Annotated in this window: 24 protein-coding genes; 21 read left to right on the top strand and 3 right to left on the bottom strand. The window is 38.2% G+C overall.

Features of this window, described 5'->3' with window-relative positions:
• Positions 1–3 precede the first annotated feature (3 nt).
• Positions 4–936 carry a DnaJ C-terminal domain-containing protein gene (locus EFY79_RS18805; protein WP_123122293.1) on the bottom strand — a complete coding sequence of 311 codons (933 nt, stop codon included), beginning with the start codon at positions 934–936 and terminating at the stop codon, positions 4–6.
• Between the two features lie 144 nt (positions 937–1080).
• Between EFY79_RS18805 and EFY79_RS18800 the strand changes: the two genes are divergently transcribed.
• Positions 1081–1881, top strand: a complete 801-nt coding sequence (locus tag EFY79_RS18800; protein ID WP_158605252.1) for a 5'-nucleotidase, lipoprotein e(P4) family — start codon at positions 1081–1083, stop codon at positions 1879–1881.
• A 9-nt stretch (positions 1882–1890) separates the two neighbouring features.
• Here EFY79_RS18800 and EFY79_RS18795 read toward each other — a convergent pair whose 3' ends face one another.
• Entirely contained in the window at positions 1891–2253 is a 363-nt protein-coding gene (locus EFY79_RS18795; RefSeq protein ID WP_123122291.1) for a SpoIIAA family protein, read from the bottom strand.
• A 239-nt stretch (positions 2254–2492) separates the two neighbouring features.
• On the opposite strand from EFY79_RS18795, the gene EFY79_RS18790 reads away from it, so the two are divergent.
• The 5 genes from EFY79_RS18790 to EFY79_RS18770 all read left to right on the top strand — a co-directional run bounded on the left by EFY79_RS18790 (position 2493) and on the right by EFY79_RS18770 (position 6647).
• Positions 2493–2789 carry a type II toxin-antitoxin system RelE/ParE family toxin gene (locus tag EFY79_RS18790; RefSeq protein WP_123122290.1) on the top strand — a complete coding sequence of 99 codons (297 nt, stop codon included), beginning with the start codon at positions 2493–2495 and terminating at the stop codon, positions 2787–2789.
• Positions 2790–2796: 7 nt separating this feature from the next.
• Positions 2797–3081 (top strand): addiction module antidote protein, encoded by a 285-nt coding sequence (locus EFY79_RS18785; protein WP_123122289.1) that lies wholly within the window; start codon positions 2797–2799, stop codon positions 3079–3081.
• A gap of 554 nt (positions 3082–3635) precedes the next feature.
• Entirely contained in the window at positions 3636–4265 is a 630-nt protein-coding gene (locus tag EFY79_RS18780; protein ID WP_123122288.1) for a GNAT family N-acetyltransferase, read from the top strand.
• A 136-nt stretch (positions 4266–4401) separates the two neighbouring features.
• Entirely contained in the window at positions 4402–5784 is a 1383-nt protein-coding gene (gene gdhA / locus EFY79_RS18775; RefSeq protein WP_233578053.1) for an NADP-specific glutamate dehydrogenase, read from the top strand.
• Between the two features lie 350 nt (positions 5785–6134).
• Entirely contained in the window at positions 6135–6647 is a 513-nt protein-coding gene (locus EFY79_RS18770; RefSeq protein ID WP_123122287.1) for a hypothetical protein, read from the top strand.
• A 100-nt stretch (positions 6648–6747) separates the two neighbouring features.
• Here the strand turns inward: EFY79_RS18770 and EFY79_RS18765 are convergent, their stop codons facing one another.
• Positions 6748–7722, bottom strand: a complete 975-nt coding sequence (locus tag EFY79_RS18765; RefSeq protein WP_262684940.1) for a LuxE/PaaK family acyltransferase — start codon at positions 7720–7722, stop codon at positions 6748–6750.
• 77 nt (positions 7723–7799) lie between these two features.
• Between EFY79_RS18765 and EFY79_RS18760 the strand changes: the two genes are divergently transcribed.
• The 15 genes from EFY79_RS18760 to EFY79_RS18690 all read left to right on the top strand — a co-directional run bounded on the left by EFY79_RS18760 (position 7800) and on the right by EFY79_RS18690 (position 22199).
• A complete protein-coding gene (locus EFY79_RS18760; RefSeq protein WP_123122285.1) occupies positions 7800–8225 on the top strand; it encodes a hypothetical protein in 426 nt (141 codons plus the stop codon).
• Between the two features lie 3 nt (positions 8226–8228).
• Positions 8229–9077: a UbiA family prenyltransferase gene (locus tag EFY79_RS18755; RefSeq protein ID WP_123122284.1), complete on the top strand. Its 849-nt coding sequence runs from the start codon at positions 8229–8231 to the stop codon at positions 9075–9077.
• Between the two features lie 32 nt (positions 9078–9109).
• Complete coding sequence (locus tag EFY79_RS18750) at positions 9110–10213, top strand: M42 family metallopeptidase (RefSeq protein WP_123122283.1); 1104 nt, start codon at positions 9110–9112, stop codon at positions 10211–10213.
• A 128-nt stretch (positions 10214–10341) separates the two neighbouring features.
• Positions 10342–10548, top strand: a complete 207-nt coding sequence (locus tag EFY79_RS18745) for a hypothetical protein (protein ID WP_123122282.1) — start codon at positions 10342–10344, stop codon at positions 10546–10548.
• Positions 10538–10945 (top strand): PIN domain-containing protein, encoded by a 408-nt coding sequence (locus EFY79_RS18740; protein ID WP_123122281.1) that lies wholly within the window; start codon positions 10538–10540, stop codon positions 10943–10945. Before EFY79_RS18745 ends, EFY79_RS18740 begins: the two co-directional genes overlap by 11 nt.
• Entirely contained in the window at positions 10945–11952 is a 1008-nt protein-coding gene (gene bioB, locus EFY79_RS18735; protein ID WP_123122280.1) for a biotin synthase BioB, read from the top strand. The genes EFY79_RS18740 and bioB overlap by 1 nt, the downstream gene beginning before the upstream one ends.
• A gap of 30 nt (positions 11953–11982) precedes the next feature.
• Complete coding sequence (locus EFY79_RS18730; RefSeq protein ID WP_123122279.1) at positions 11983–14043, top strand: alpha-ketoacid dehydrogenase subunit alpha/beta; 2061 nt, start codon at positions 11983–11985, stop codon at positions 14041–14043.
• Positions 14044–14168: 125 nt separating this feature from the next.
• Positions 14169–14897, top strand: a complete 729-nt coding sequence (locus EFY79_RS18725) for a DUF72 domain-containing protein (RefSeq protein ID WP_123122278.1) — start codon at positions 14169–14171, stop codon at positions 14895–14897.
• 293 nt (positions 14898–15190) lie between these two features.
• A complete protein-coding gene (locus EFY79_RS18720; protein WP_123122277.1) occupies positions 15191–18037 on the top strand; it encodes an ATP-binding protein in 2847 nt (948 codons plus the stop codon).
• Positions 18038–18445: 408 nt separating this feature from the next.
• A complete protein-coding gene (locus tag EFY79_RS18715; RefSeq protein ID WP_123122276.1) occupies positions 18446–18871 on the top strand; it encodes a hypothetical protein in 426 nt (141 codons plus the stop codon).
• A gap of 27 nt (positions 18872–18898) precedes the next feature.
• The gene (locus EFY79_RS18710; RefSeq protein WP_123122275.1) at positions 18899–19837 is read left to right on the top strand and encodes a hypothetical protein; all 939 of its coding nucleotides are present in this window, start codon (positions 18899–18901) and stop codon (positions 19835–19837) included.
• A gap of 107 nt (positions 19838–19944) precedes the next feature.
• Positions 19945–20124, top strand: coding sequence for a hypothetical protein (locus EFY79_RS18705; RefSeq protein ID WP_148041977.1), 180 nt, complete (start codon positions 19945–19947; stop codon positions 20122–20124).
• Positions 20125–20128: 4 nt separating this feature from the next.
• Positions 20129–20407, top strand: a complete 279-nt coding sequence (locus EFY79_RS18700) for a hypothetical protein (RefSeq protein WP_123122273.1) — start codon at positions 20129–20131, stop codon at positions 20405–20407.
• A 182-nt stretch (positions 20408–20589) separates the two neighbouring features.
• A complete protein-coding gene (locus tag EFY79_RS18695; RefSeq protein ID WP_123122272.1) occupies positions 20590–21039 on the top strand; it encodes a hypothetical protein in 450 nt (149 codons plus the stop codon).
• A gap of 284 nt (positions 21040–21323) precedes the next feature.
• Positions 21324–22199: an SDR family oxidoreductase gene (locus tag EFY79_RS18690; protein WP_123122271.1), complete on the top strand. Its 876-nt coding sequence runs from the start codon at positions 21324–21326 to the stop codon at positions 22197–22199.
• Positions 22200–22236: the final 37 nt, after the last annotated feature.

The raw sequence follows: 22236 nt of genomic DNA, 5'->3' as shown, positions 1-22236 counted from the left end.
ATTTTAGGATGATAATTTTGATAATTCGGTGAATAATTCTTTTTGTTTCGGCGTCAGATTCGTAGGCAATTTGATATTCCATGTAATATACAAATTACCAAACTGGCCTTCTTTTTTGTAAACCGGGAAACCTTTTCCTTTCAACCGGATTTTGGCGCCGTTCTGCGTCTCAGGCGCCACTTTCAGCTTTATCTTACCACTTAAAGTATCAATAGTTTTTTCACCGCCGAGCAGGGCTGTATAAAGATCAAGGTCTTCAGTTTTGTAAAGATTATTTCCTTCGCGCTTCAAGTCCTGTTCATTTGGTATTACGAAAGTTATGAAAAGATCGCCATTGGGCCCTCCGTTTGCACCGGGGCTGCCATAGCCTTTCAGCCTGATTTGCTGGCCGTTTTCAACGCCCGCCGGAATCGTTATCCGCACATTTTTTCCGTTGATAGTGAGTGTTTGTTTATGAGTAGTATAGGCATCTGCTAATGACAGCCGGAGTTCTGCATTATAATCTTGTCCCCGATATTTGGATTGGCTTCTTCTGCTTTTTCCACCGCCGCCAAAAAGAGATTCAAAAAAGTCAGAAAAACTTCCTTCATCGCCGGAAGAATACGTGTATCCTTCGCCGCCACCAAAACCCTGTCCAAATCCGCCAAAATCTCCAAATCCGCCGCCGGCTTGCTGCCCCTGCTGCCTCCTGGCTTGTTCATATTGATCCGCATGCTTCCAGTTTTCACCATACTGATCATATTTTTTTCTTTTTTCGGGGTCGCTTAAAACTTCGTGCGCTTCATTTATCTGTTGAAATTTTTTATGGGCTTCTTTGTCATTCGGGTTTACGTCGGGATGATATTTCCTGGCAAGTTTGCGGTACGCTTTTTTAATATCAGCGGCAGACGCATTCTTTGCAACATCTAATGTTTTGTAATAATCAACAAAATCCATCTTATATTTTAGCTTTTATGAGTTTTGAATAAAATTAAGAGATAATAAAATAAAAATCTGCAAATTTTAAATCCTTTACTTTGCGGGAAATGAGATATCAAAAATAATACTCAATTTTTTTTGCTCCATTAAATGTGCCTTGAAATGAAAAAAATAGCTTTTGTTTTATTGCTGTTTTCCGGCTCGTGTGCGGCGCCACGCGTGACAACAACGAATGTTACAAAGCGCGATAATCTTGTTATCGACGGAAAAATATTTGTGACCGCTTTTCAGCAAAGGTCAGCAGAATATAGAGCGTTGTGTTACCAGGCTTTCAACATAGCTCGCATAAAGCTTGCAGAATTTAACCATGAACGATCCTTGAAGCCGCGCGCAATAATGACTGATATTGATGAAACCATACTGAACAACAGCCCCTATGAGGCTCATCAAATATTGCAGGGCAAAGATTATGATGCTGATTCATGGCGCGAGTGGACTGCAATGGGAAAAGCTGACACCCTGCCCGGTGCATTGCATTTTTTGCAATTCGCTTTCGCTTCGGGAGTAGAAATATTTTACGTTTCAAATCGCGGCGAAGATGAACGCGAAGGCACATTAAAAAATCTGCAGCACTTTAATTTTCCCAATGCTGACGATGCACATCTGCTACTCAAGCAGGAAACATCTTCAAAAGAATTGAGAAAAAATACAATCTCCAACACACATAATATTGTGCTGCTGATGGGCGACAACCTGAATGACTTCAGTAATTTGTTTGAAAAAAAATCTTCAGATGAAAGAGAAAACGTAGCCGACAACTTTTCTGCAGAATTCGGAAACCGCTTTATCGTATTGCCGAACCCGGTGTACGGCGATTGGGAATCTTCGTTGTATCATTATGATTATTCACTTACGCCAGCGCAAAAAGATTCAATTATAAAATCTGCAGTAAAAGGATATTAAGACTGTGTGCTATTGGGAAATCCATTCTTTTGCTACATCCAAATCTTCCATCATAAATCCTTTGGTGTGGCCAGGAATCAGCTTCCCAAAAATATCGGTGAAGTTTTTAATTGTTTTTTGCGAAGAAACAATGCAAATCTTTTTCCATTCGGTAAAATATACAAAGCCGAGCAGTGCATCCTTAAACCAGGCTTCCGCACTGTAATTTTGCAGGTCGGTATTTAATACCAGCAAATAGTTGATTTTGCCCTGCTCTTTGTAAATTTTGCTTACTAAAGGATTTATAACTTCATCATAGTCCTTTCCTGTAATTTTTCCGGTGGCGTTAAAGGCCGCCACATAAGGCGGTAAACCCTGGATAGTTTCAATCATAACTTGAATTTTAAAGAATGAATGGATAAGCAATACGTAAAGTTAGAATTTTTAAACAGAAAACTCCTACCCGTTATTGCAAGTTTTTTATAAGATGAATTGCATCCTATTTTATTAGGGCTAGTGCTTAACTTGATAGACGTTTCAAATATTTGGGTTCGTCAACCATTCCACTCGCAAAAGTTGATCTCTTCCGAACTTTTATACTAATTTTGTATCCGAATGAATACAAGCACAAAATGTACTTTATTGAGAAAACAATAGAATTTGATAAATGGTTGAGGAAGTTAAAAGATGCGAGAGCAAAAGCAAAAATTTTGTTTAGAATTCAGAAATTAGAAATAGATGAACACTTTGGTGATTGTAAACCTGTGGGAAATGGGATTAGTGAATTGAAAATCGATTATGCAAAAGGCTATAGAATATACTTTAAACAAAAAGGCGGAAAGATTATTATTTTGCTTATTGGTGGAGATAAATCAACCCAACAAAAGGACATTCAAAAGGCCAAAGAAATATGGAATAACCTAAAATAATTAGAAAATGGGAACATCAAAATTTGATATTGCAGATTATTTAGATAGCAATGAAATGATTGCTGAATACCTTAATGAAGTTTTAGAAGAAGGGAGCGATTCTGAAATAATTACTGCAATCGGAAATGTTGCAAAGGCAATTGGAATGACGAAAATCGCAGAGGAAACAGGACTTAGCAGGCCAAGTTTGTACAAGGCTTTATCTGAAGGTGCAAAACCTCAATTTTCGACAATAATGAAAGTTTTGAAAGCTGTTGGCGGACAAATAAAAGTAAATCCAATTACTGCTTAAAAACTAACGCATAATATCGGTAAGTTTAAATAAAAAAGGCATTTCAAGGAAGATGGAAAAAGATTTGCACGTTTTTGAATTAAGAGGAAAGTGTGCTTAAAATTTTAATCATTTTTCCTCAACAAAGATAGCCCGGATGCACACACCATACAATAGAATTTATACGGCATCCGCAAAATATATATTTACGGAACGTTTGGTAAAAGAACGATTCCGGCGTTAGTGTATTTACGGAAGATAAAATTTTTATCGTGAGAAATGCCGTCGTCATTCATTTAAAGCCAGCGATTATTGTATGAATCAAAATACAAAATCCTGTTATTTTTTGCTCTACTGATTTTTATTTACAGAGCGAGCTGCATTTGTAACTAAAATTTTACAATAACATTTACCTCACTCATGTTATGCATGTATATATTTGCACAATGATTTTACCGATCATATACCAATTACCCATCGCACTCCGATATTACATCGTCTGCCGACGTTGATAGGAAACCTTTATCCGCTCTGCAACTAACAATTTTTTTTACCCACGTTTTTCTTATTACATAATGAACACACTCCTGGAAATTAATCCTTCCATTTTGCCTGGTACAGCGTTACATGATGCGCCGGCAATGGTTTCCTTTTTAGATACTTTTTTAGAGCAAAAGGAATTAACGCCCCGGCTTGTAGCCGATGATTCCCTTTTAAAAGAAGTGTACCATCTCAGGCTAAATGTGTGGGAACACTCAGGCAAAACAGAATTTGTAAACAGGAATTTATACCCTGATGGATGGTATGATGAATTAGATGAAACAGCTTTTCATTGGATAGTTGTAAATGATGAAAATAAAATTATTGCATCTGCGAGGTTGAACCTGTTTTATTCATTCGCTGACTTTCCCTATCATCTCTCAGTTCAAAAATTTTTATTGCCTCAAAAATGGCCTTTCGCTTTTTATAGCCGCCTGGTAGTGCATCCTGATTACAGGCAGAAAGGGTTGAGCAGAAAATTGTTTAACGTTCGTGATGCGTTCTGCAAAGAAATAGGAGTGCAGTGGTCGCAGGTTTTTATTAACAATCCTGCTATTATGTGCCAGTTTGAAAAATCAGGATTTGTGAACATCGGGAAGGCCCAGGTAGCCTATCATCCCTCAGCAGACGCTCATTCAGTAAATGTGCTTATAAGAAATGATTGAAGATTTTTAAACAATATTATTTGGAAAATCAAATATTTAGTGAGATTTTCCACAATTCGAAAATACCATTGTAAGAATGACCATTGTTTTTTACGAAATTTACAAACCTTGGAAGATTACAATCTAAAATTTTAATATGACAGCAATAAACGAAAAAGTGATGAACCATGCTGTGCCTGCCAGCAATGGGGTAGACATGTTTTTGAAAAATCTGACTAAGAAAAATCCGCATGAAACTGAATTTTTGCAAGCTGCTCATGATGTAGCGGATTCCATCATTCCATTTATGGAAGCGCATCCAAAATATAAAAAGTTTAAAATTTTAGAACGAATTGCAGAGCCGGAACGGGTGATTATGTTCCAGGTGCCATGGCTGAACGATAAAGGCGAAATAGAAATCAACCGCGGATACCGTGTGCAGATGAGCAGCGCCATCGGCCCTTACAAAGGAGGGCTGCGTTTTCACAGCAGCGTAAATCTTAGCATTCTTAAATTTCTTGCTTTTGAACAGGTGTTTAAAAACAGCCTCACCGGCCTTCCAATGGGCGCCGGTAAGGGCGGTTCAGATTTTGACAGCAAAGGAAAATCCGATAACGAAGTGATGAAATTCAGCCAGAGCTTTATGAATGAATTATACAGGCATATAGGCTCTAATGTCGATATACCGGCAGGAGATATTGGTGTGGGCGGAAGGGAAATCGGGTATCTTTTCGGACAATATAAAAGAATCACAGGCAGGTTTACAGGCATGCTTACCGGAAAGGGAAGCGAATTTGGCGGAAGCCTTATAAGGCCTGAAGCCACCGGTTATGGCCTGGTGTATTTTGCAGAAGCTATGCTGAAAACGAGAGGCCAGTCTATAAAAGGAAAAACAATTTGTATTTCAGGCTCAGGCAACGTATCTCAATACACTATTGAAAAATGCCTGGAAATCGGAGCCAAAGTAATTACGCTGTCCGACTCTGAAGGGTTTGTGTATGACCCTGCAGGCCTTGATTTTGAAAAATTGAATTTTATCCTGGAATTGAAAAATGAAAGAAGAGGCAGAATCAGTGATTTTGCCAGGAAATTTAATCTGGAATTTTTTGAGGGTGAAAGGCCGTGGAAAATTCCATGTGACATTGCTTTTCCAAATGCGACGCAAAATGAATTGGATGGAGAAGATGCCAAAACCCTTTTAAAAAATGGTTGTATATGTGTGGCGGAAGGCGCTAATATGCCATCCACTTCTGAAGCCATCCATGAATTTATAAATGCCCGTATTTTATACGGACCCGGCAAAGCAGCAAATGCAGGCGGAGTGGCGGTTTCCGGACTTGAGATGTCGCAAAATTCGCAGAGGCTTTCATGGACAAGGGAAGAAGTGGATAATAAGCTGAAACAGATTATGCAACAGATTCATGGTAAGTGTGTAAAATATGGAACTGACGGAGACGGTTACATTAATTACGAAAAAGGCGCTAATATCGCAGGTTTCGTTAAAGTTGCCGACGCAATGATAGCGCAGGGAGTGGTATAGCCGTTTTAATCTGAAATAATATTTTTATCTTGGGTAGTAAACCAACAAATAATTTATTTTTTTATTCTCCTCGTAAAAAGGTAAAAAATAGTGTTTTATGCACGTAAATAAATTATCGTTTTCAAATAAGTAAACGCTATTATTTGGGGAAAAACTTCCTTCTATCTAAAAATGAAAACTTGCCCGCTGTTTTAGAACTTTCCTTTTTTGATATTTTTTCAGTATAAAATTGATTTAAATGCCTTAGGATTACTGGTTTAAATTATTTCATTTATTAAACCTTTAGTTTGGCATGATGATTTCAATATTCATTTCCAAACCGAATTTAAAAATCATTTAAATCAAAAATTATGAAAAAGATTTTTTTGTTTTCATGTATAATAGCGCTTTTGGCGTCTTGTGACAGCCCCGGCACGCAAAAAGAAGAAGTTAATGCCACAACAGATACTGTTAACAGAAGCCTTGCCACACCTACTCCTTACACTGCTGCAGCTGGCGATGTTAAATTTGAAGATCATAATCTCTACATTTATAAGGAAGACAAATGGGTAACTACTGACAAAGAACAAACTATGGGAAATGGAATAGTTGTTCACACAAATGGAACTGTAACTAATGGTAATCTTACTGATACACTAGCGCAGGGAGAGATTGTTTCGCACTCCGGCGACATGTATGATAAGGCAGGCAATGCCATCAATGATGCGTGGAACGCGGCTAAAGAAGGTGTAAATACTGCCGCAGATTCTATCAATTCAGGTGTGAATGCGGCAGGAGATGCAGCCCGCAAAGGTGTGAGCTCGGCAGGCGAGGCAGCTAACAAAGCCGTAAAAGATACAAAAGATGCTTTGGACAAAAAATAGCAGAAATAAATTTTCTTAAAAAAAGTTGAGTGTAATGCTCAACTTTTTTTATATAAATAAAAAAGCATTCTTTTTATGCGTTTACCGTTAGCTCAACATTTTAAAGAGTGAGCAGGCTACAGCCACGCATATCACTCATATCTCTTCGGCCCATCACCTCAAATGAATTATCAGGATGCAATCTGCCAACATCATCGGTGGCAATGAAGCTGCACGAAAAAAGATTGGCGAAATCAATAATGTTGATGAGGCCGCTAAATGGTTTTTTATTATAAGCCACAGCTTTAACAGCAAATGGGTCGTTATATTCCCTTAAAACAATTTTCATCCAGGGAGGACAAAAGAACACTCCATGGCCTTTAGAATACGCCTGTGAAAGCAGTTCCGTCATTCCATATTCGGAATGAATGGCTGACAAGCCCAATTGTTTTTTTAATTCTGTATGCACTTCTTCGCGGGTAATTTCTTCACGTTTCCCTTTCATTCCGCCGGTTTCCATCACTATGGTATTTTGAAGTTTCAGTGAATATTTTTGTGCAAAATCCAAAAGCGCGTACGTTACCCCGATTAGCAAAGTGGGCTTTTGTGTAATTTCATTTTTTACCAGCGCCTGGTAAAGCTTATCATGTTCATGAAGATAAAAGCCACTTCCATTTTGTACGCTTTTTTGTACAAGATTGTTCACCATATAAACAAGCGATGAATTTTCTCGTTCCAGGTAGCCGGGCAATAAAGCAAGAATGCACCATTGTGCAGGCCTTCCATAAAAATGATTGAATGTTTTTAAAAAGCTTTTGCGGTAGAGCGATGCCGTTTTTACCAGGTGGCGGCTGGTATTGGCACCAGTAGTGCCGCTGCTTTCGAAAACAATTTCTGGATTAAAATCTGTTGTTTTCACCTCGTGGGTCTTGAAAAATGAGATGGGAAGAAACGGAATCTTTTCTATGTTATCCACGCTTCCAATATTTATTCCAATGGCATCTACATAATTCCTGTACAGTTCATTATTATGATATTGGAATGAAAAAATCTCTAACGCAACCTCATCAAAATTATAATAGGCGGCATTAAATATTTTATCCTCTAATTGTTCTATTTCTAACTTATTATTCAGTTTTTAATAATTAAATTTGAAAAAATTAAGCTACAAAGATGCGTTACAAAGTTTTATTTTCCATATTGATAGTGGCTATCTTATCTGGTTGCTCCAAAGATAAATTTAAATCAACGCCCTCCTTAAGGTTTAAATCGGTCAGCTCAAAAATTATTCCTCCTAATTCGGGCATTCAATTTACTCTTGAATTTACTGATGCCGAGGGCGACCTGAATGATTCTCTTTTTATTCAAAAGGTTGAGCCTACTTGTACCAATAGCAATTTTACCGATTATTACACTATTCCCTCATTTCCCGTTACCAAGAATGAAAAAGGAGATATCCTCGTTAATTTCAGGTATTTTGATATCGCTCCCCAGTGCCAGAGAAACGATACTGCAACTTTTCGTTTTGTTATAAAAGATAAGGCCGGGCACATAAGCGATACGGCTGCTTCACCTCCGATTGTTCTTCTTTATCAATAAAAAGTGCGGATAAAAAAACTATGGGAATTTATTCTGTTCAGCAGCATCTTTGTCGCTTGCTGCGCGGTTGGTTTGTGTATCGAAACCAATATACTGCTGGGGCTTCCATTCAATTCACCGGGCTTTTATTGTTTCGTTTTTGGCGCTACTTTACTACAGTACAATCTTCATTATTCCACAAAAAAAAAAGCGGTAAAAAATTCACAGAGATTACAATGGTCGTTTCAAAATAAACAAGTCCATTTTATATTGCTGGTGATTGCCAGCCTGTTAATATTGTTTAGTTTTTTTAGCTTTCATCTCAAACATTTTATTATCCTTGCGTGCCTCGCCGCTGTTTCTTTTTTATATTCTTTTCCATTTTTGCCGATGGGTAAAAGAAGAAAAATTAAAGATTACGGATTTTTGAAAATTGTTACCCTGTCGTTGCTGTGGACTTTAGTCACCGTTTGGTTTCCGGTAAATACCATGCACGTGGACAACTGGCTGTTTTTTTTAGTTTTTATAAAGCGCTTTATATTCATGTTTGTTCTTTGTTTATTATTTGACCTGCGTGATATTGAAATAGACCGGGAAGAAAGAATTAATACGCTTCCTGTGAAGCTGGGCAAGGCGGCATGTTATAGGCTATCGTATGCCTTGCTTATTCTATTGCTGCTGCTGTCCGTGGTTCAATATATTTATGTTCCTCAATTATCATTTTTGGTGGCAGTGGTTATTTCTTTGCTCATTACTTTTTGGGTGATTGAACAAACAAAAAAGAACAATTCAGACATCATTTACCTTGCCGGAATTGATGGAATGATGCTGCTTCAGGCTGTGCTGATATATGCATTCAGTTTAAACCTTTAAATTTGCAAAACTTTTAAAAAGAAAATTTAGATATGGCAAAAAGTAATAAATCTGCTTTCGGAATCTCAGATCAATCCAAAGAATTCTTAAAAAATTATATGAATACCGCCTCGCCGATTGGGCTGGAATATAATGGACAAAAAGTGTGGCTTAATTATATAAAAAAATATGTGGACACCACTTTTACCGATCCTTACGGCACTGCCGTAGGCGTTATTAATCCTGACCAGGCATTTAAAGTTGTGATTGAAGCGCACGCTGATGAAATTAGCTGGTTTGTGAATTACATCAATCCTGAAGGGCTTATTTATTTGAAAAGAAACGGTGGCGTTGATCACCAGATAGCTCCATCGCAACGGGTGATTATTCATGGAAGGAAAGGGCCTGTGAAAGCGGTTTTTGGCTGGCCGGCTATCCATACCCGTCATGGCAATGACGACAAAGAAAATCAACCAAAGGTTGAAAATTTATTTCTTGACTGTGGTGCAAGAAATAAGAAAGAAGTAGAAGATTTGGGAGTTCATGTGGGCGCTGTGGCCACTTATACAGAAGGTTTTGATGAAATGGCTTATGATAATTTAGTGGGCCGTGCATTTGATAATCGCATCGGAGGATTTATGATTGCAGAGGTGGCGCGGCTTTTAAAAGAAAATAAAAAATCTCTTCCTTATTCTTTATATGTTGTAAATGCGGTGCAGGAAGAAATTGGTTTGCGTGGTGCTGAAATGATAGCAAGAAGAATAAAGCCTGACGTAGCAATTATCACTGATGTAACTCATGATTCTACCACGCCAATGATCAATAAAAATAAAGAAGGCGAATGCAAATGTGGAAACGGCCCGGCGCTTACTTTTGGGCCTGCGGTGCATAATAAATTGCTTGCGTTGATTGAGGAAACGGCGGTTAAAAATAAGATTCCGTATCAATTATCCGCTGTGAGTCGCAGCACCGGCACTGACACAGATTCTTTTGCTTATGCTAATGATGGTTGCCCTTCCGCATTAATTTCTATCCCACTCCGGTATATGCATACCACGGTTGAAATGATCAATAAAGCGGATGTGGAAAACACGATAAAATTGATGTATGAAAGTTTGCTTGCATTAACGCCTAAGACGAATTTGAGCTATTTTTAAAGAACAAATTTTTTTGAGAGTAGTAAAAGAATAAATAGTAAAGAATTTTATTTTATTGGTGATACTTCAGAATTCAATAAAATACCCTTCAAGCCATTTTGAGTTATTTTTGTTTAAAATTTTAGGCCATGGAATCAATAAGAGAAATTGTTATTCCTGAAAATAACAAAATAGAATTGACAATTCCTGATAATTTTATCGGAGAACAAATTGAGGTATTTGCAATTAAAATTGATAAAGAGACAGATCAATTTAAAAGAGATAAATCGTTTGATGCAATCAAATTAGATCTTTCCGGATTCAAATTCAACAGAGAAGAAGCTAATGAACGCTAATATTTTTTTTGATACAAATGTGATTTTATATTCTTACTCAATTCTGAATAATCAAAAAAGTTTGATTTCAAAGAATCTTATCAATAGTACTCAATCAATTATCAGTACGCAGGTTTTGCAAGAAATGTGTAATGTATTGATAAAAAAGTTCAATCTTGACATGACCTCTATTTCAAACGCATTGTCGGAGATGGAGCTGAATTTTGATGTAAGAATTAATACGACTGAAACCATCCGGAACGCTTTAAAAATTCATTTTAAATACCTGTATTCCTATTACGATTCTTTAATAATTTCATCAGCTCTTGAAAATAAATGTTCTGTTTTATATTCTGAAGATTTACAGCACAATCAAAAAATAGAAAATACTTTAACCATCTTAAATCCATTTATTTAATGCAAATTCGAAACGATTGGACCAAAGAAGAAATTTCTGAAATTTATCATACACCATTATTAGAGCTAATTTATAAAGCGTCTACGGTTCACCGTGAGTTCCAGGAAACAGGTGAAGTACAGGTTTGTACTTTGCTTTCGATCAAGACCGGTGGTTGCCCTGAAGATTGCGCGTATTGTCCGCAGGCTGCACGTTACCACACCGGCGTTGATGTGCAGGCATTGATGAAAAAAGAGGAAGTGCTTGCATATGCGCAAAGGGCAAAAGATGCAGGTTCTACACGTTTTTGCATGGGAGCAGCATGGCGTGAAGTGCGCGACAATCGTGATTTTGACCGCGTATTGGATATGGTAAAAGGAGTAAATGAAATGGGAATGGAAGTATGCTGCACGATGGGCATGCTTAGTGAAAGCCAGGCAGAGAAATTGCAGGCCGCAGGGTTGTATGCTTACAATCATAATGTAGATACTTCAGAGGAACATTATGCAGATATTATTACCACCCGCACTTACGATGACCGTTTAAGAACTTTAGGCAATGTTCGCAAAGCAGGCATCAGCGTATGCAGCGGTGGCATTATTGGATTGGGCGAAACACATGAAGATAGAATTGGAATGTTGCATACACTATCAACTTTGCCTTCTCATCCCGGGAGCGTTCCTATCAATGCATTGGTTAGAGTAAAAGGTACGCCGCTGGAAGGAAATCAAAAAGTAGATATCTGGGATATGGTAAGAATGATAGCAACAGCGAGAATTATTATGCCTAAAGCGATGGTACGCTTAAGTGCAGGTCGCGCCGAAATGACAATCGTTGAGCAGGCGCTTTGTTTCATGGCTGGCGCCAATTCAATTTTTTCCGGTGAAAAATTATTAACTACTCCCAATCCGGATTTTGACCAGGATAAAATGATGTTTGAATTGTTAGGCTTGAAACCGAGGGAATCTTTTAAAGAAGCTGCTACCGCCACTGAGAGCGGTTTTGTGGAAAATGCCTTAATTAGCTGATTAGCTAATTGGCTAATTAACTAATAAGTTATGGAAAAACAGATTCTTCTCAATGCGTATCGTTTGATGGTAACTGCATGCGAAATGGCAAAAACCTATGATGAGAACCGCCAGGTATGCAGGTATGTTCATTCTACTTCGCGCGGCCATGAAGCTATTCAACTGGCAACTGCTTTTCACTTACTACCCTGTGATTATGTGAGCCCTTATTATCGCGATGAAAGCCTTTTGTTGGGCCTTGGCTTTACGCCATATACGTTCATGTTACAATTATTGGCGAAAGCTGATGATATTTTTTCAGGAGGTAAAGTTTATTATTGCCATCCTAATTATCGTGGTGAAGATAAGCCTACAATCATTACGCAAAGCAGCGCCACAGGCATGCAGGCTATTCCGGCAGCCGGTATTGCGCAAGGGCTTCAATATTTACAAAAAATAAATTCACCCTTGTTTAAAAAGGGAAAGCAAGAAGAAAATCCAGTGGTCATTTGCTCGCTTGGCGATGCAAGCATGGCGGAAGGCGAAGTAAGCGAGGCCTTGCAGGTAGCGGTTTTGAAAAGATTGCCGATAATTTTTCTTGTGCAGGATAATAATTGGGGAATAAGTGTTGCTTCTTATGAAGCGCGCAATATGAATGCCTACAGATTTGCAAAAGGCTTTAAGGGATTAAATCGTGTATCCATCGACGGTAGCGATTTTTTCGAAAGTTATGCCGCGATGAAACGCGTAATAAAACAAGTTAGAAAAAACTCAGGGCCTTACCTTGTTCATGCAAAAGTGCCTCTGTTGGGCCACCATACGAGCGGCGTTAGAAAGGAATTTTACCGTTCAGAAGAAGATCTTGCAGCGCATGCCAAAAACGATCCACTTCCCAAATTAAAAAAGCGATTGCTTCAAATGGGGTTTGAAGAAATGGAACTGAATAAAGTGAGTGAAAAAACTATTGGTGAAGTTGCCCGGCAATTTGAAAAGGCAAAAGCCGCGCCTGAACCGGATCCTGCGAAAATCGCTGAACATATTTTCGCTCCTTCAAATGTAAAAGAAGAAGGCGAACGTTCTCCTGCCGGAAAGGAAAAAATCGTAATGGTAGATGCTGCATTATTCGCCATCAGGGAAATAATGGAACAATTCCCGGAAGCCGTTGTTTACGGTCAGGATGTAGGCCGCAGGCTGGGCGGCGTTTTTAGGGAAACTGCTACATTGGGTGATCAATTTGGCGATCACCGGGTTTTCAATACAGGGATACAGGAGGCCTATATTATTGGCTCTACGGTGGGCATGTGTGCCACGGGCGTAAAACCAATTGTGGAAGTTCAATTTGCTGATTATATTTTTCCGGGCATCAACCAGCTTTATACGGAGGTAGCCAAAAGTTGCTTTTTAAGTGATGGAAAATTTCCGTTGCAAGTAGTCATTCGTGTTCCTATTGGCGCCTATATTGGTGGCGGACCTTATCACAGTGCAAGCATTGAAAGTTTATTGTTGGCAATTAAGGGAATCAAAATCGTGTATCCTTCTAATGCCGCTGATATGAAAGGTTTAATGAAAGCAGCGTTTTTGGATCCCAACCCGGTGATGATGTTGGAGCATAAAGGCCTGTATTGGAGCAAAGTGCCGGGCACTGAAGATGCAAAAAGAGCTGAGCCTTCGGGCGACTATGTATTACCGTTAGGCAAAGCAAATATCGTTTTGCATCCGGATGAGAATAAAATGAATAAGGGCGAAAGCTGTTGTGTGATCACTTATGGAATGGGTGTTTACTGGGCAAAAAATGCTGCGAAAAAATTTCAGGGTAATATAGAAATTATTGATCTCAGAACTTTATTTCCCTTAGATGAAGAATTGGTTTTTTCAGCAGTAAAAAAACATGGGAAATGTTTGGTGCTTACAGAGGAGCAACAAAATAATTCATTTGCCGAAGCGCTTGCAGCAAGGATTTCAAAAGAGTGTTTCCGGTTTTTGGACGCTCCTGTAGAGGTGCTTGGTGCTATGAATCTTCCCGCCGTTCCGTTAAATATTTTATTGGAAAATCAGATGCTGCCAAATAGTGAAAAAGTTAGCGAATCACTCAAAAAATTATTGACTTACTAATAAGTAGCTTTGGATGCTTCAACAGTAAACGGATAAATAACCCGGTTTTATTTTTTATTGTTGAACTTTGTACGCATCCGGAAGAGCGCTATGCAACTTTTTGAAATACTTAATCCTAAGCTACTATGATTCAATGGCACATCGGTTGTTCAGGATTTCATTATAAGGACTGGAAATGTGTTTTTTATCCCAAAGAAATCCCACAACGAAAATGGTTCGAATATTATGCAGAACATTTTAATACGCTTGAATTAAATGTTACCTTCTATAGGTTCCCGAAAGTTCCTATGTTAAAGAGTTGGTATGACAGAAGCCCTGCTAATTTTACTTTTGCAGTGAAAGCCCCAAGAGCAATTACCCATTTTAAAAAACTTAATGATTGTGGTAAATTTTTTAAAGATTTTTATGTGACGGTTGAAAAAGGATTGAAAGAAAAAGCAGCCTGCATTTTATTTCAGTTTCCACCGAACTATACTTACACCGAAAATCGCCTTGAAAAAATAGTGTCCAATCTGTATAAACAATTTTCAAACATAGTAGAATTCAGGCATTATAGCTGGTGGAATGAAAATGTGTACAAAACCCTTGAACAACATAAAATTACTTTTTGCGGCATGAGCCATCCGTTATTACCTGATAAGGTAATCGCCAATTCGCCCATTCTGTATTACAGAATGCACGGGGTGCCTGATTTGTATCGCTCTTCTTATTCAACTGCTTACCTGAAAAAAATTGTTAATGAAATAAAATCCCAGGCCATGGTAAAACAGGCGTTTATTTATTTTAATAATGATTACGATGCCGTTGCGATTAGAAATGCAAATGAGATGAAAGCCATCGTGAATCATAAATGAATTTGGCAAGCCGGGACAACACGTTTTGTTCAAGGAATAACAGTCAACAGCAGCTTACGTAGCTTTCAGGCAGCACTGACAAGTAACGTTTATTGAACTAAGCCTTAACCGTTTTTTCCTATCCAAGAGGATTGTTTTACCTTCAACACTGATTTCGTCTCTTAAAAAATTACCTCCCTCAGAAAATAGTAACGAACAGTACTAACTGTATAAACAGGCTTCGACTGTTTCTGCAAAGTTTTTACCTGTCTTTATTTACCGGAAATTAGGCATATTGAGATGAGATTAATTGTATGAAGAAACGTATTTTTTTTGCTCCACTAATTGCTTTATCCGTTGTTACAACATCGTGGTCACAGGATTACTTGCCTGCTTATAAGATCACCGCTGACACCGCAGCCTATATTCTTTTACCTGCCGGCAACTGGCAGATGATGGCGGATACAACCGGCAATCTTACGTTAGATCAGGCGATCAATTCTAACCAGTTTCAAAATAATGATCCAAAAATTAATTATAAGACTCGAGTTTACTGGCAGCGCTATCAAATTATCAACGGTCTTCCAAAGGAAGCAAAAATATCTTTGCCGGAAGCTTCTTTTCGCGCCGATTTGTATGCAAAAATTAATGGTGATAAATGGCAGCATTTTATCACGGGCGCCGGTGTAAAATGGAGCCAGCGTGACGGATTGAAAAGAATTCCGGCCTTCATGCTTTCTATTCCAGCCGATGATACGCTCACCGTTTATAAAAGAATGCATTGGAATTTTATTGATGCACAACCTGACTCTATAAAAATGTCTTTTAGCTTTACCGATAAGCTGATCGAATACAATTATGTAAAGAATGAATCTCATAATATGAATGAAATCCAGGATACATTTCTGCTGGGAATGTTCATCCTGTCTATGGTCATTAATTTTTACTTTTTCCTGGTAGTTCACGAAAAAGAATTTCTTTATTTCACACTGTTTCTTTTGATGGCAAGCATAGAAGCGCTATGTAGTTTAAACAATGTTTTTCTCAGGGAAGAACCTCAGCTTGTATTGTATTTATACATTTTTGCCAATAGTCTTTCCAGCTTTATGCTCATACAATTTGTGCGTTATTTTTTAAAAACCTTTCATCGCTTTCCACGTTGGGATAAATATCTTCTGGCCTTTGGCTATGCGCAGATTTTCGTTCTTTTATTCACCTATTTTGCATCGGCAGCTTTTCATATTAATCTTGCAAAACCTTCACATGTTTCACAAAATGTAGTCAATTTAATTTATGAGATTTCACTTCTGACAACTCTATTATTTTATGTTCGGGATAAAGAGCGGATTACACGACTGGTGCTGGTTGCGCTGATGCCGATTTTACTTCTCGGATTAATAGCTTATGCTTCAGCCGTTGCTTTTGGATTGTATTCTACAAGGCTTGGCTCTCCGGATATTTCGGGTTATGAATCGGGATTTAGCCGTGCGGCATTTTTTATTTTGATTCTTACTTTTTTCTGGATGATGACTTTTTTCACGTGGGTGTTGTTTCTCCGGTTTTCCAATCTGAGAAAAAAAGTGGCTCAGCAGGCATCGCTTGATCAGATGAAATCAACATTTTTTACCAATATTTCCCATGAATTTAGAACGCCGCTCACGCTTATCATCGGGCCTATTGAAGATCTGCTGAATGATAAAAAAGCGCAGAAATTCAGGGAGCCTTTGCTCTACATTCACCGTAATTCAAAACGGTTATTGCAACTAATAAACCAGCTTCTGGATTTATCCAAACTGGACGTAGGAAATTATCAATTGAACACTTCAAGGGATGATATTATTCCTTTTGTAAAACAAATCGTGCATTCATTTTCTTCCATGGCGCATAAGAAAAATATTTTGTTGGAAACAGAAGTTGACCCGAGATTAAAAAATGACTTGAGAAATGAGACAGTTTGGTTTTATTTTGATGAAGATGTTTTAGAAAAAATTTTGACCAACCTTCTTGCAAATGCTTTTAAGTTTACCCCGGCCGACGGCAATATTATTGTAAGTATTTGCCTTTCTGAAAATGGCATGTTGGAACTGAAAGTAGAAGACACCGGAACCGGTATTCCTTCAGAAAAACTACCTTTTATTTTTGATCGTTTTTACCAGGCGGATGATTCTCATAAAAAGCAATATGAAGGCACCGGTATCGGGCTGGCGCTTGTAAAAGAATTGGTTGAATTACATAAAGGAAAGATTACAGTGAAAAGCACTATCAACAGTGGAACAACTTTTAGCTGTTATTTTCCTTTTAATAAAAAAAATCTTTCAAAAAATACAGCCATAAATAAAGCATTGTTTGAAAATCCTGTAGAAGTAATTACCGAAACAGAAAATGTGGGGCATGAAGAAAATGTAAATGGCAGCCAGGCCAGCGTGTTGATTGTAGAAGACCAACAGGATGTAAGAAAATATATCAGGAGCAAATTAGCAGATATTTATACAGTTTTGGAGGCGAAAAACGGAAGAGAAGGATTTGAAATGGCTCGCCAACATATTCCTGACCTCGTCATCAGTGATGTGATGATGCCCGAAATGGATGGTTTCGAATTGTGCCAGCAATTAAAAACTGACGATTTCACCAGCCATATTCCGGTAATATTGCTCACGGCACGCGCAGAAGATTCCGATAAACTGAGCGGACTGAAAACCGGTGCGGATGCGTATTTGATCAAGCCCTTCAATTCAAAAGAATTATTATTAAGGGTTCATAATCTCATTGAACTGCGGAATAAACTTCGTAAAAAATTCAGTGGTAAATTAATAGTAAAGCCAAGCGAAATAACTGTGACATCACAGGACAGCCAGTTTATGCAGCGCCTGCTTGATACGGTAGAAAAACATATCAGCGACGAAAAATTTTCCGTTGAAGAATTAGGCCATGAATTTGGTATGAGCTCTTCGCAAATCAACCGGAAATTAAAAGCTATCATCAACCAGTCTGCCGGAACATTTATTCGTACTATCAGAATGGAAAGAGCCATGGAATTATTAAAAAATGATCAGGCCACCATTGCCGAAATTGCTTATGAAACCGGCTTTACCGAACCTGCCTATTTTTCGAGGGTTTTTAAAAACCACTTTGGAATTTCACCATCAGAGGTAAAAAAATAGGAAGCTTATCCGGCTTAGCATTTTCAAAATAAAAATCTTACTTATTTCTTTTTTTACTGTATCGAATTGACTATTTTCTAATTAATGTCAATTTGGATAACCGGTGGCAAAATTGCATTTTTCGCCTAACAAGAAAAATAAAATAAAAATTCTGATTATTTCCCTGTCTGCCGCCCGGCAGGTCAATTTGCTATCCTTTTCTACGTTGAAACATGCTTCTCGAATCAAAATGCGTGATTTATCCAACCTTTTGCGCCAAAAGTATAAGTGGCTGCATCTTACTCACTTTAATTTTACCTGGATAAAACAAACAGATGTCGCAACCAATTTTCTCCCGATAGTGGGTTTTGAATTCCGGCGTCTTCGTTTTCCACTCAATCATTTAAAAAATTTTAAAAACAAAACAACATGCAAACAAAAAAAATGCTCTTCACAGCTATTGCCTTCATGGCATTCTATTTTACTGTTAATGCCCAAAATAACCAGGAACCCAAACCTTTTGTGATACATACTATGTACATCAACAGAACCGGTGCAACGCTGAAAATGAATGTGGATTCTTTATTGGAAATCTTCAAGAAAACTGCGATGGATGCCAACCCTTATTTCACCAGTTCTAAAATTGTAGCACACATGTGGGGACATGATAGCAGGGAGGTACTTATGATTTTTGAATTAAAAAGCATGAATGACTTACAAGCCGCTTTTGAAAAGGAGTTTAGTCTTTTCAGAGAATATGTAAAAACTCATAAAGATTTTGGGGATCAATGGCTTAGCTTATTTCTGAATCCCGAACACCACTCTGATGAAATATATGGGGTAGTGGCAGAATAATTTTTATAATCTTATAAAATAAAAAACATGAAAAAAACAATGCTTTTCGCACTTATTTGTGCTATCGCCGGATGCTTCGTTTTTACCAGTGCTTCAGCACAAAAATCAGATGAGGCGGCCATTAAAAAAGTATTAAACGAAGAAACCAGCAATTACTTTCATAAAAATTATGATGGCTGGGCGAACACATGGGTGCATGATACGGCAGCCAGCGTTCTTAATGCAAGCGCCAACGGCTATAGCCAACTGCTCGGCTGGAATGCCATCGCAGCCCAATACAAAAATGACATTGAGGAACTAAGTGTGAGAAGTGAGGCTGAAATTGCACCATTTCTCAACAAAACGGATTATCACATTTATATAAGCGGAAATATGGCCACAGTTTCATTTAAGGAAGGCAGTAAAAATCCGAACACCGAAATGCGCACTTTAGTAAAACAGAACGGCGCGTGGAAAATTCTGAATTTTACTTTAATAAACAATGCCGCTTATGTGATGAATAATGTTATGAGCAACATGAGGGCTTTTGTGGGCAAATGGGTTTTGGATGGAAAAGCTACCATGGAGCCTTCTAATGGTGCTGTATTAAATTCTGCTGCATTTGAACTGAAAGAAACGCCCATCGGCATGGAGCAACTTTCATCTTTTATTTTTACCAATAACGGCCAATCATTTGCCCCTCCCACTGCTTATGAATATTTCATTCCTGACTTTAATACAGGCACCATTTCCTATACGTCTGTTCGTGAAAATCGCTTTGGACAAACCTTCACCAGCACAGGTAAAATAACTTCTGATAAAATAAATTCATTCACTGCAACTGTTATGTATCCCGATAAACCAACTGTTATCCAAACTGAATATACTGTTACCCTGCAAGATGGAAAGTGGCACCAGGTGGGCAAAGATTATGATAAAAACGGAAAACAAGTGAGCACAGAAACTATTGATTTACGACGCTTATAAAGTAATTAATTCGAGCTTTTTGGTAATTATTTAATGTGTCATTTCCAAAACCTTAAATGGGCTTTCCAAAGGTTTCAACATTCCCAAAAAATAAAAAATATAAACACATGAAAAAAGCAATTTCAAATTTCGCCATCAGTTTTATTTTACTGATTGCCGGCACCAACATTTCTTTTGCCCAAACAGACAGTAGTGTTCAAATTACATCGCAACCGCAAGATGCATCTGTAACCACAAAAGATAGAAGAGGGAACCCTTCTACAAAAAATATTCAGCACTACTTTTAACGTTGTGGCTACCGGTCAGAACCTTACATATCAATGGCAGAACAGTCTTGATCGTGGTGTAATATGGAGCAATGTACCAGCGGCCACATTATCCTCCTTAACGGTCAATAATATAGTAAGCGCAGATGATAGCATTCAATATCGTGTCATTGTTACCGGTGTTCATAACTCTGCGACTTCAGATGTAGCTACATTAAAAGTGGATGAAAGCATCAAAATCGGAGACTTACCAATAACGATCCCAGACAGTCAAATACAACAACCCAGAAGAACAGGCAGATGACCAATAATACTCAGGTCATAGATAAGGGACACCGAAACTCAGAGATATACAGTTGACCCCAACCCGGTGACCAACCATTCGCTTCTATCGGAGGCAAACTGAGTAGCCGATAAATTCAAAAACCGAAAACGGCTTTCCTAAAGTTTTTAAACATTCAAAACAATATAAAAAAATCAAAACACATGAAAAAAGCAATTACAAATTTCGCCATCAGTTTTATTTTACTGATTTCCGGCGCTAACATTTCTTTTGCCCAAACAGACAGGCCATATAAAGATGGCCCGATTTGGCAGGTTCAATTTGTGCATACCAAACCCGGTATGACGGATCTGTATTTAAAAAATTTAAGCGAAGGCTGGATAAAACAAATGCGGGCTGCAAAAGATGCCGGGCTGATTATGGATTACAAAATTCTCTCCGCGGAGCCAGCTTCTGAAAATGATTGGGACCTTTTATTAATGTATGAATTTAAAAATTATGCAATGCTTGATGGGGCAAGAGAAAAAATGGAAGCTATTGATAAAAAAGTTTTCAACGCCACTCCTGAAACGCAGCATAGCAATGCAGTTTCAAGAAATGATTTGCGCACATTGCAGGGAGGCAGGCTGACACAGGAACTTGATTTTAAATAAATGCTCAGGGGGAATGAAAAAATATTGAAATCTCTGAAACTATGGTTCTTCTCTGTGTTTAATAAAAAGGCTGCCTTATAGCCGGCAGTCTTTTTTAATCTCAATCTGAATAAACTCCTGTTTTAAAAATGAATTACATCCATAGACTAAATGCGCTAAAAATTTAGGTTTTGCGTGAAAAGTATAAATGGTTTGTTTCAATATGAGAAAGTAAATTCAATGGAACTTACCGATTTTTCAACGACAATCTGAATAAAAGCTCTGTAAAACTATAAACTACAATCATGTCAAACATTGTCATCACGGGCTGCAGCAGCGGGATCGGTTTTGCTACAGCAGTATTGCTCGCACAAAATAAATATACCGTTTTCGCTACCATGAGGCACCCCTCACAGAATACGGAACTACAAAACCTCGCGGAAAAAAAGAATCTGCCTATCATTATCCTACCGCTTGATGTTACAGAGGACGAATCGGTAAACAATGCCATCGCACAAGTGCTTGAATATACCAGCAGGATAGACGTGCTTATTAATAATGCGGGTACCGGTATTATAGGTGCGGTTGAAGAATTACCTGTTGAAACTTTCATCAAAGAAATGGATACTAATTTTATAGGCGCTGTAAGATGCACAAAGGCCGTATTGCCTCACATGCGCCAGCAGAAAATCGGCTGCATTATTAATATTTCTTCTGTGGGTGGCAGGGTTTTTAATGATTTTTCTGCTCCTTATTGTGCATCCAAAGCTGCGTTGGAAGCATTTAGCGAATGCCTGGCAATGGAGGTTTTGCCATTCGCTATCCGGGTAGCCGTCGTGGAACCAGGCGTCATTGACACGCCACTTCAGGATAAAGCCAAAAGCCAAATTAAAGAAACGCATTATCCAAATCTTGAACGGGCCATTGCTTTCTTCTCGGCCGCCACGGCTCATCATGTACCACCGGAGGTAGTAGCAGAAGTTATTCTTAAAATTATAAAGGGCGAAAGCACACAATTCCGTAATCCAGCAGGTCCGGATGCTGCGCCTGCTTTGCGTTTCCGCGCTTCCATGAAAGATGAGGACTGGATTGCATCCGCGGGGATGGATGAAGAAACCTGGATAAAAGCAATGGAAGGGATGCATTTAGATGTGAAAAAATATATGATTAATAGTCAATAAAATATTTCAACCATTTTTTACGATCAAGCCGTAAAGT

Source organism: Hanamia caeni (genome assembly GCF_003721595.1).
In the GTDB taxonomy this organism is placed as follows: domain Bacteria; phylum Bacteroidota; class Bacteroidia; order Chitinophagales; family Chitinophagaceae; genus Ginsengibacter; species Ginsengibacter caeni.
Note: the sequence above shows the minus strand (reverse complement) of the source record. Positions and strands in the feature narration are given on the sequence as shown.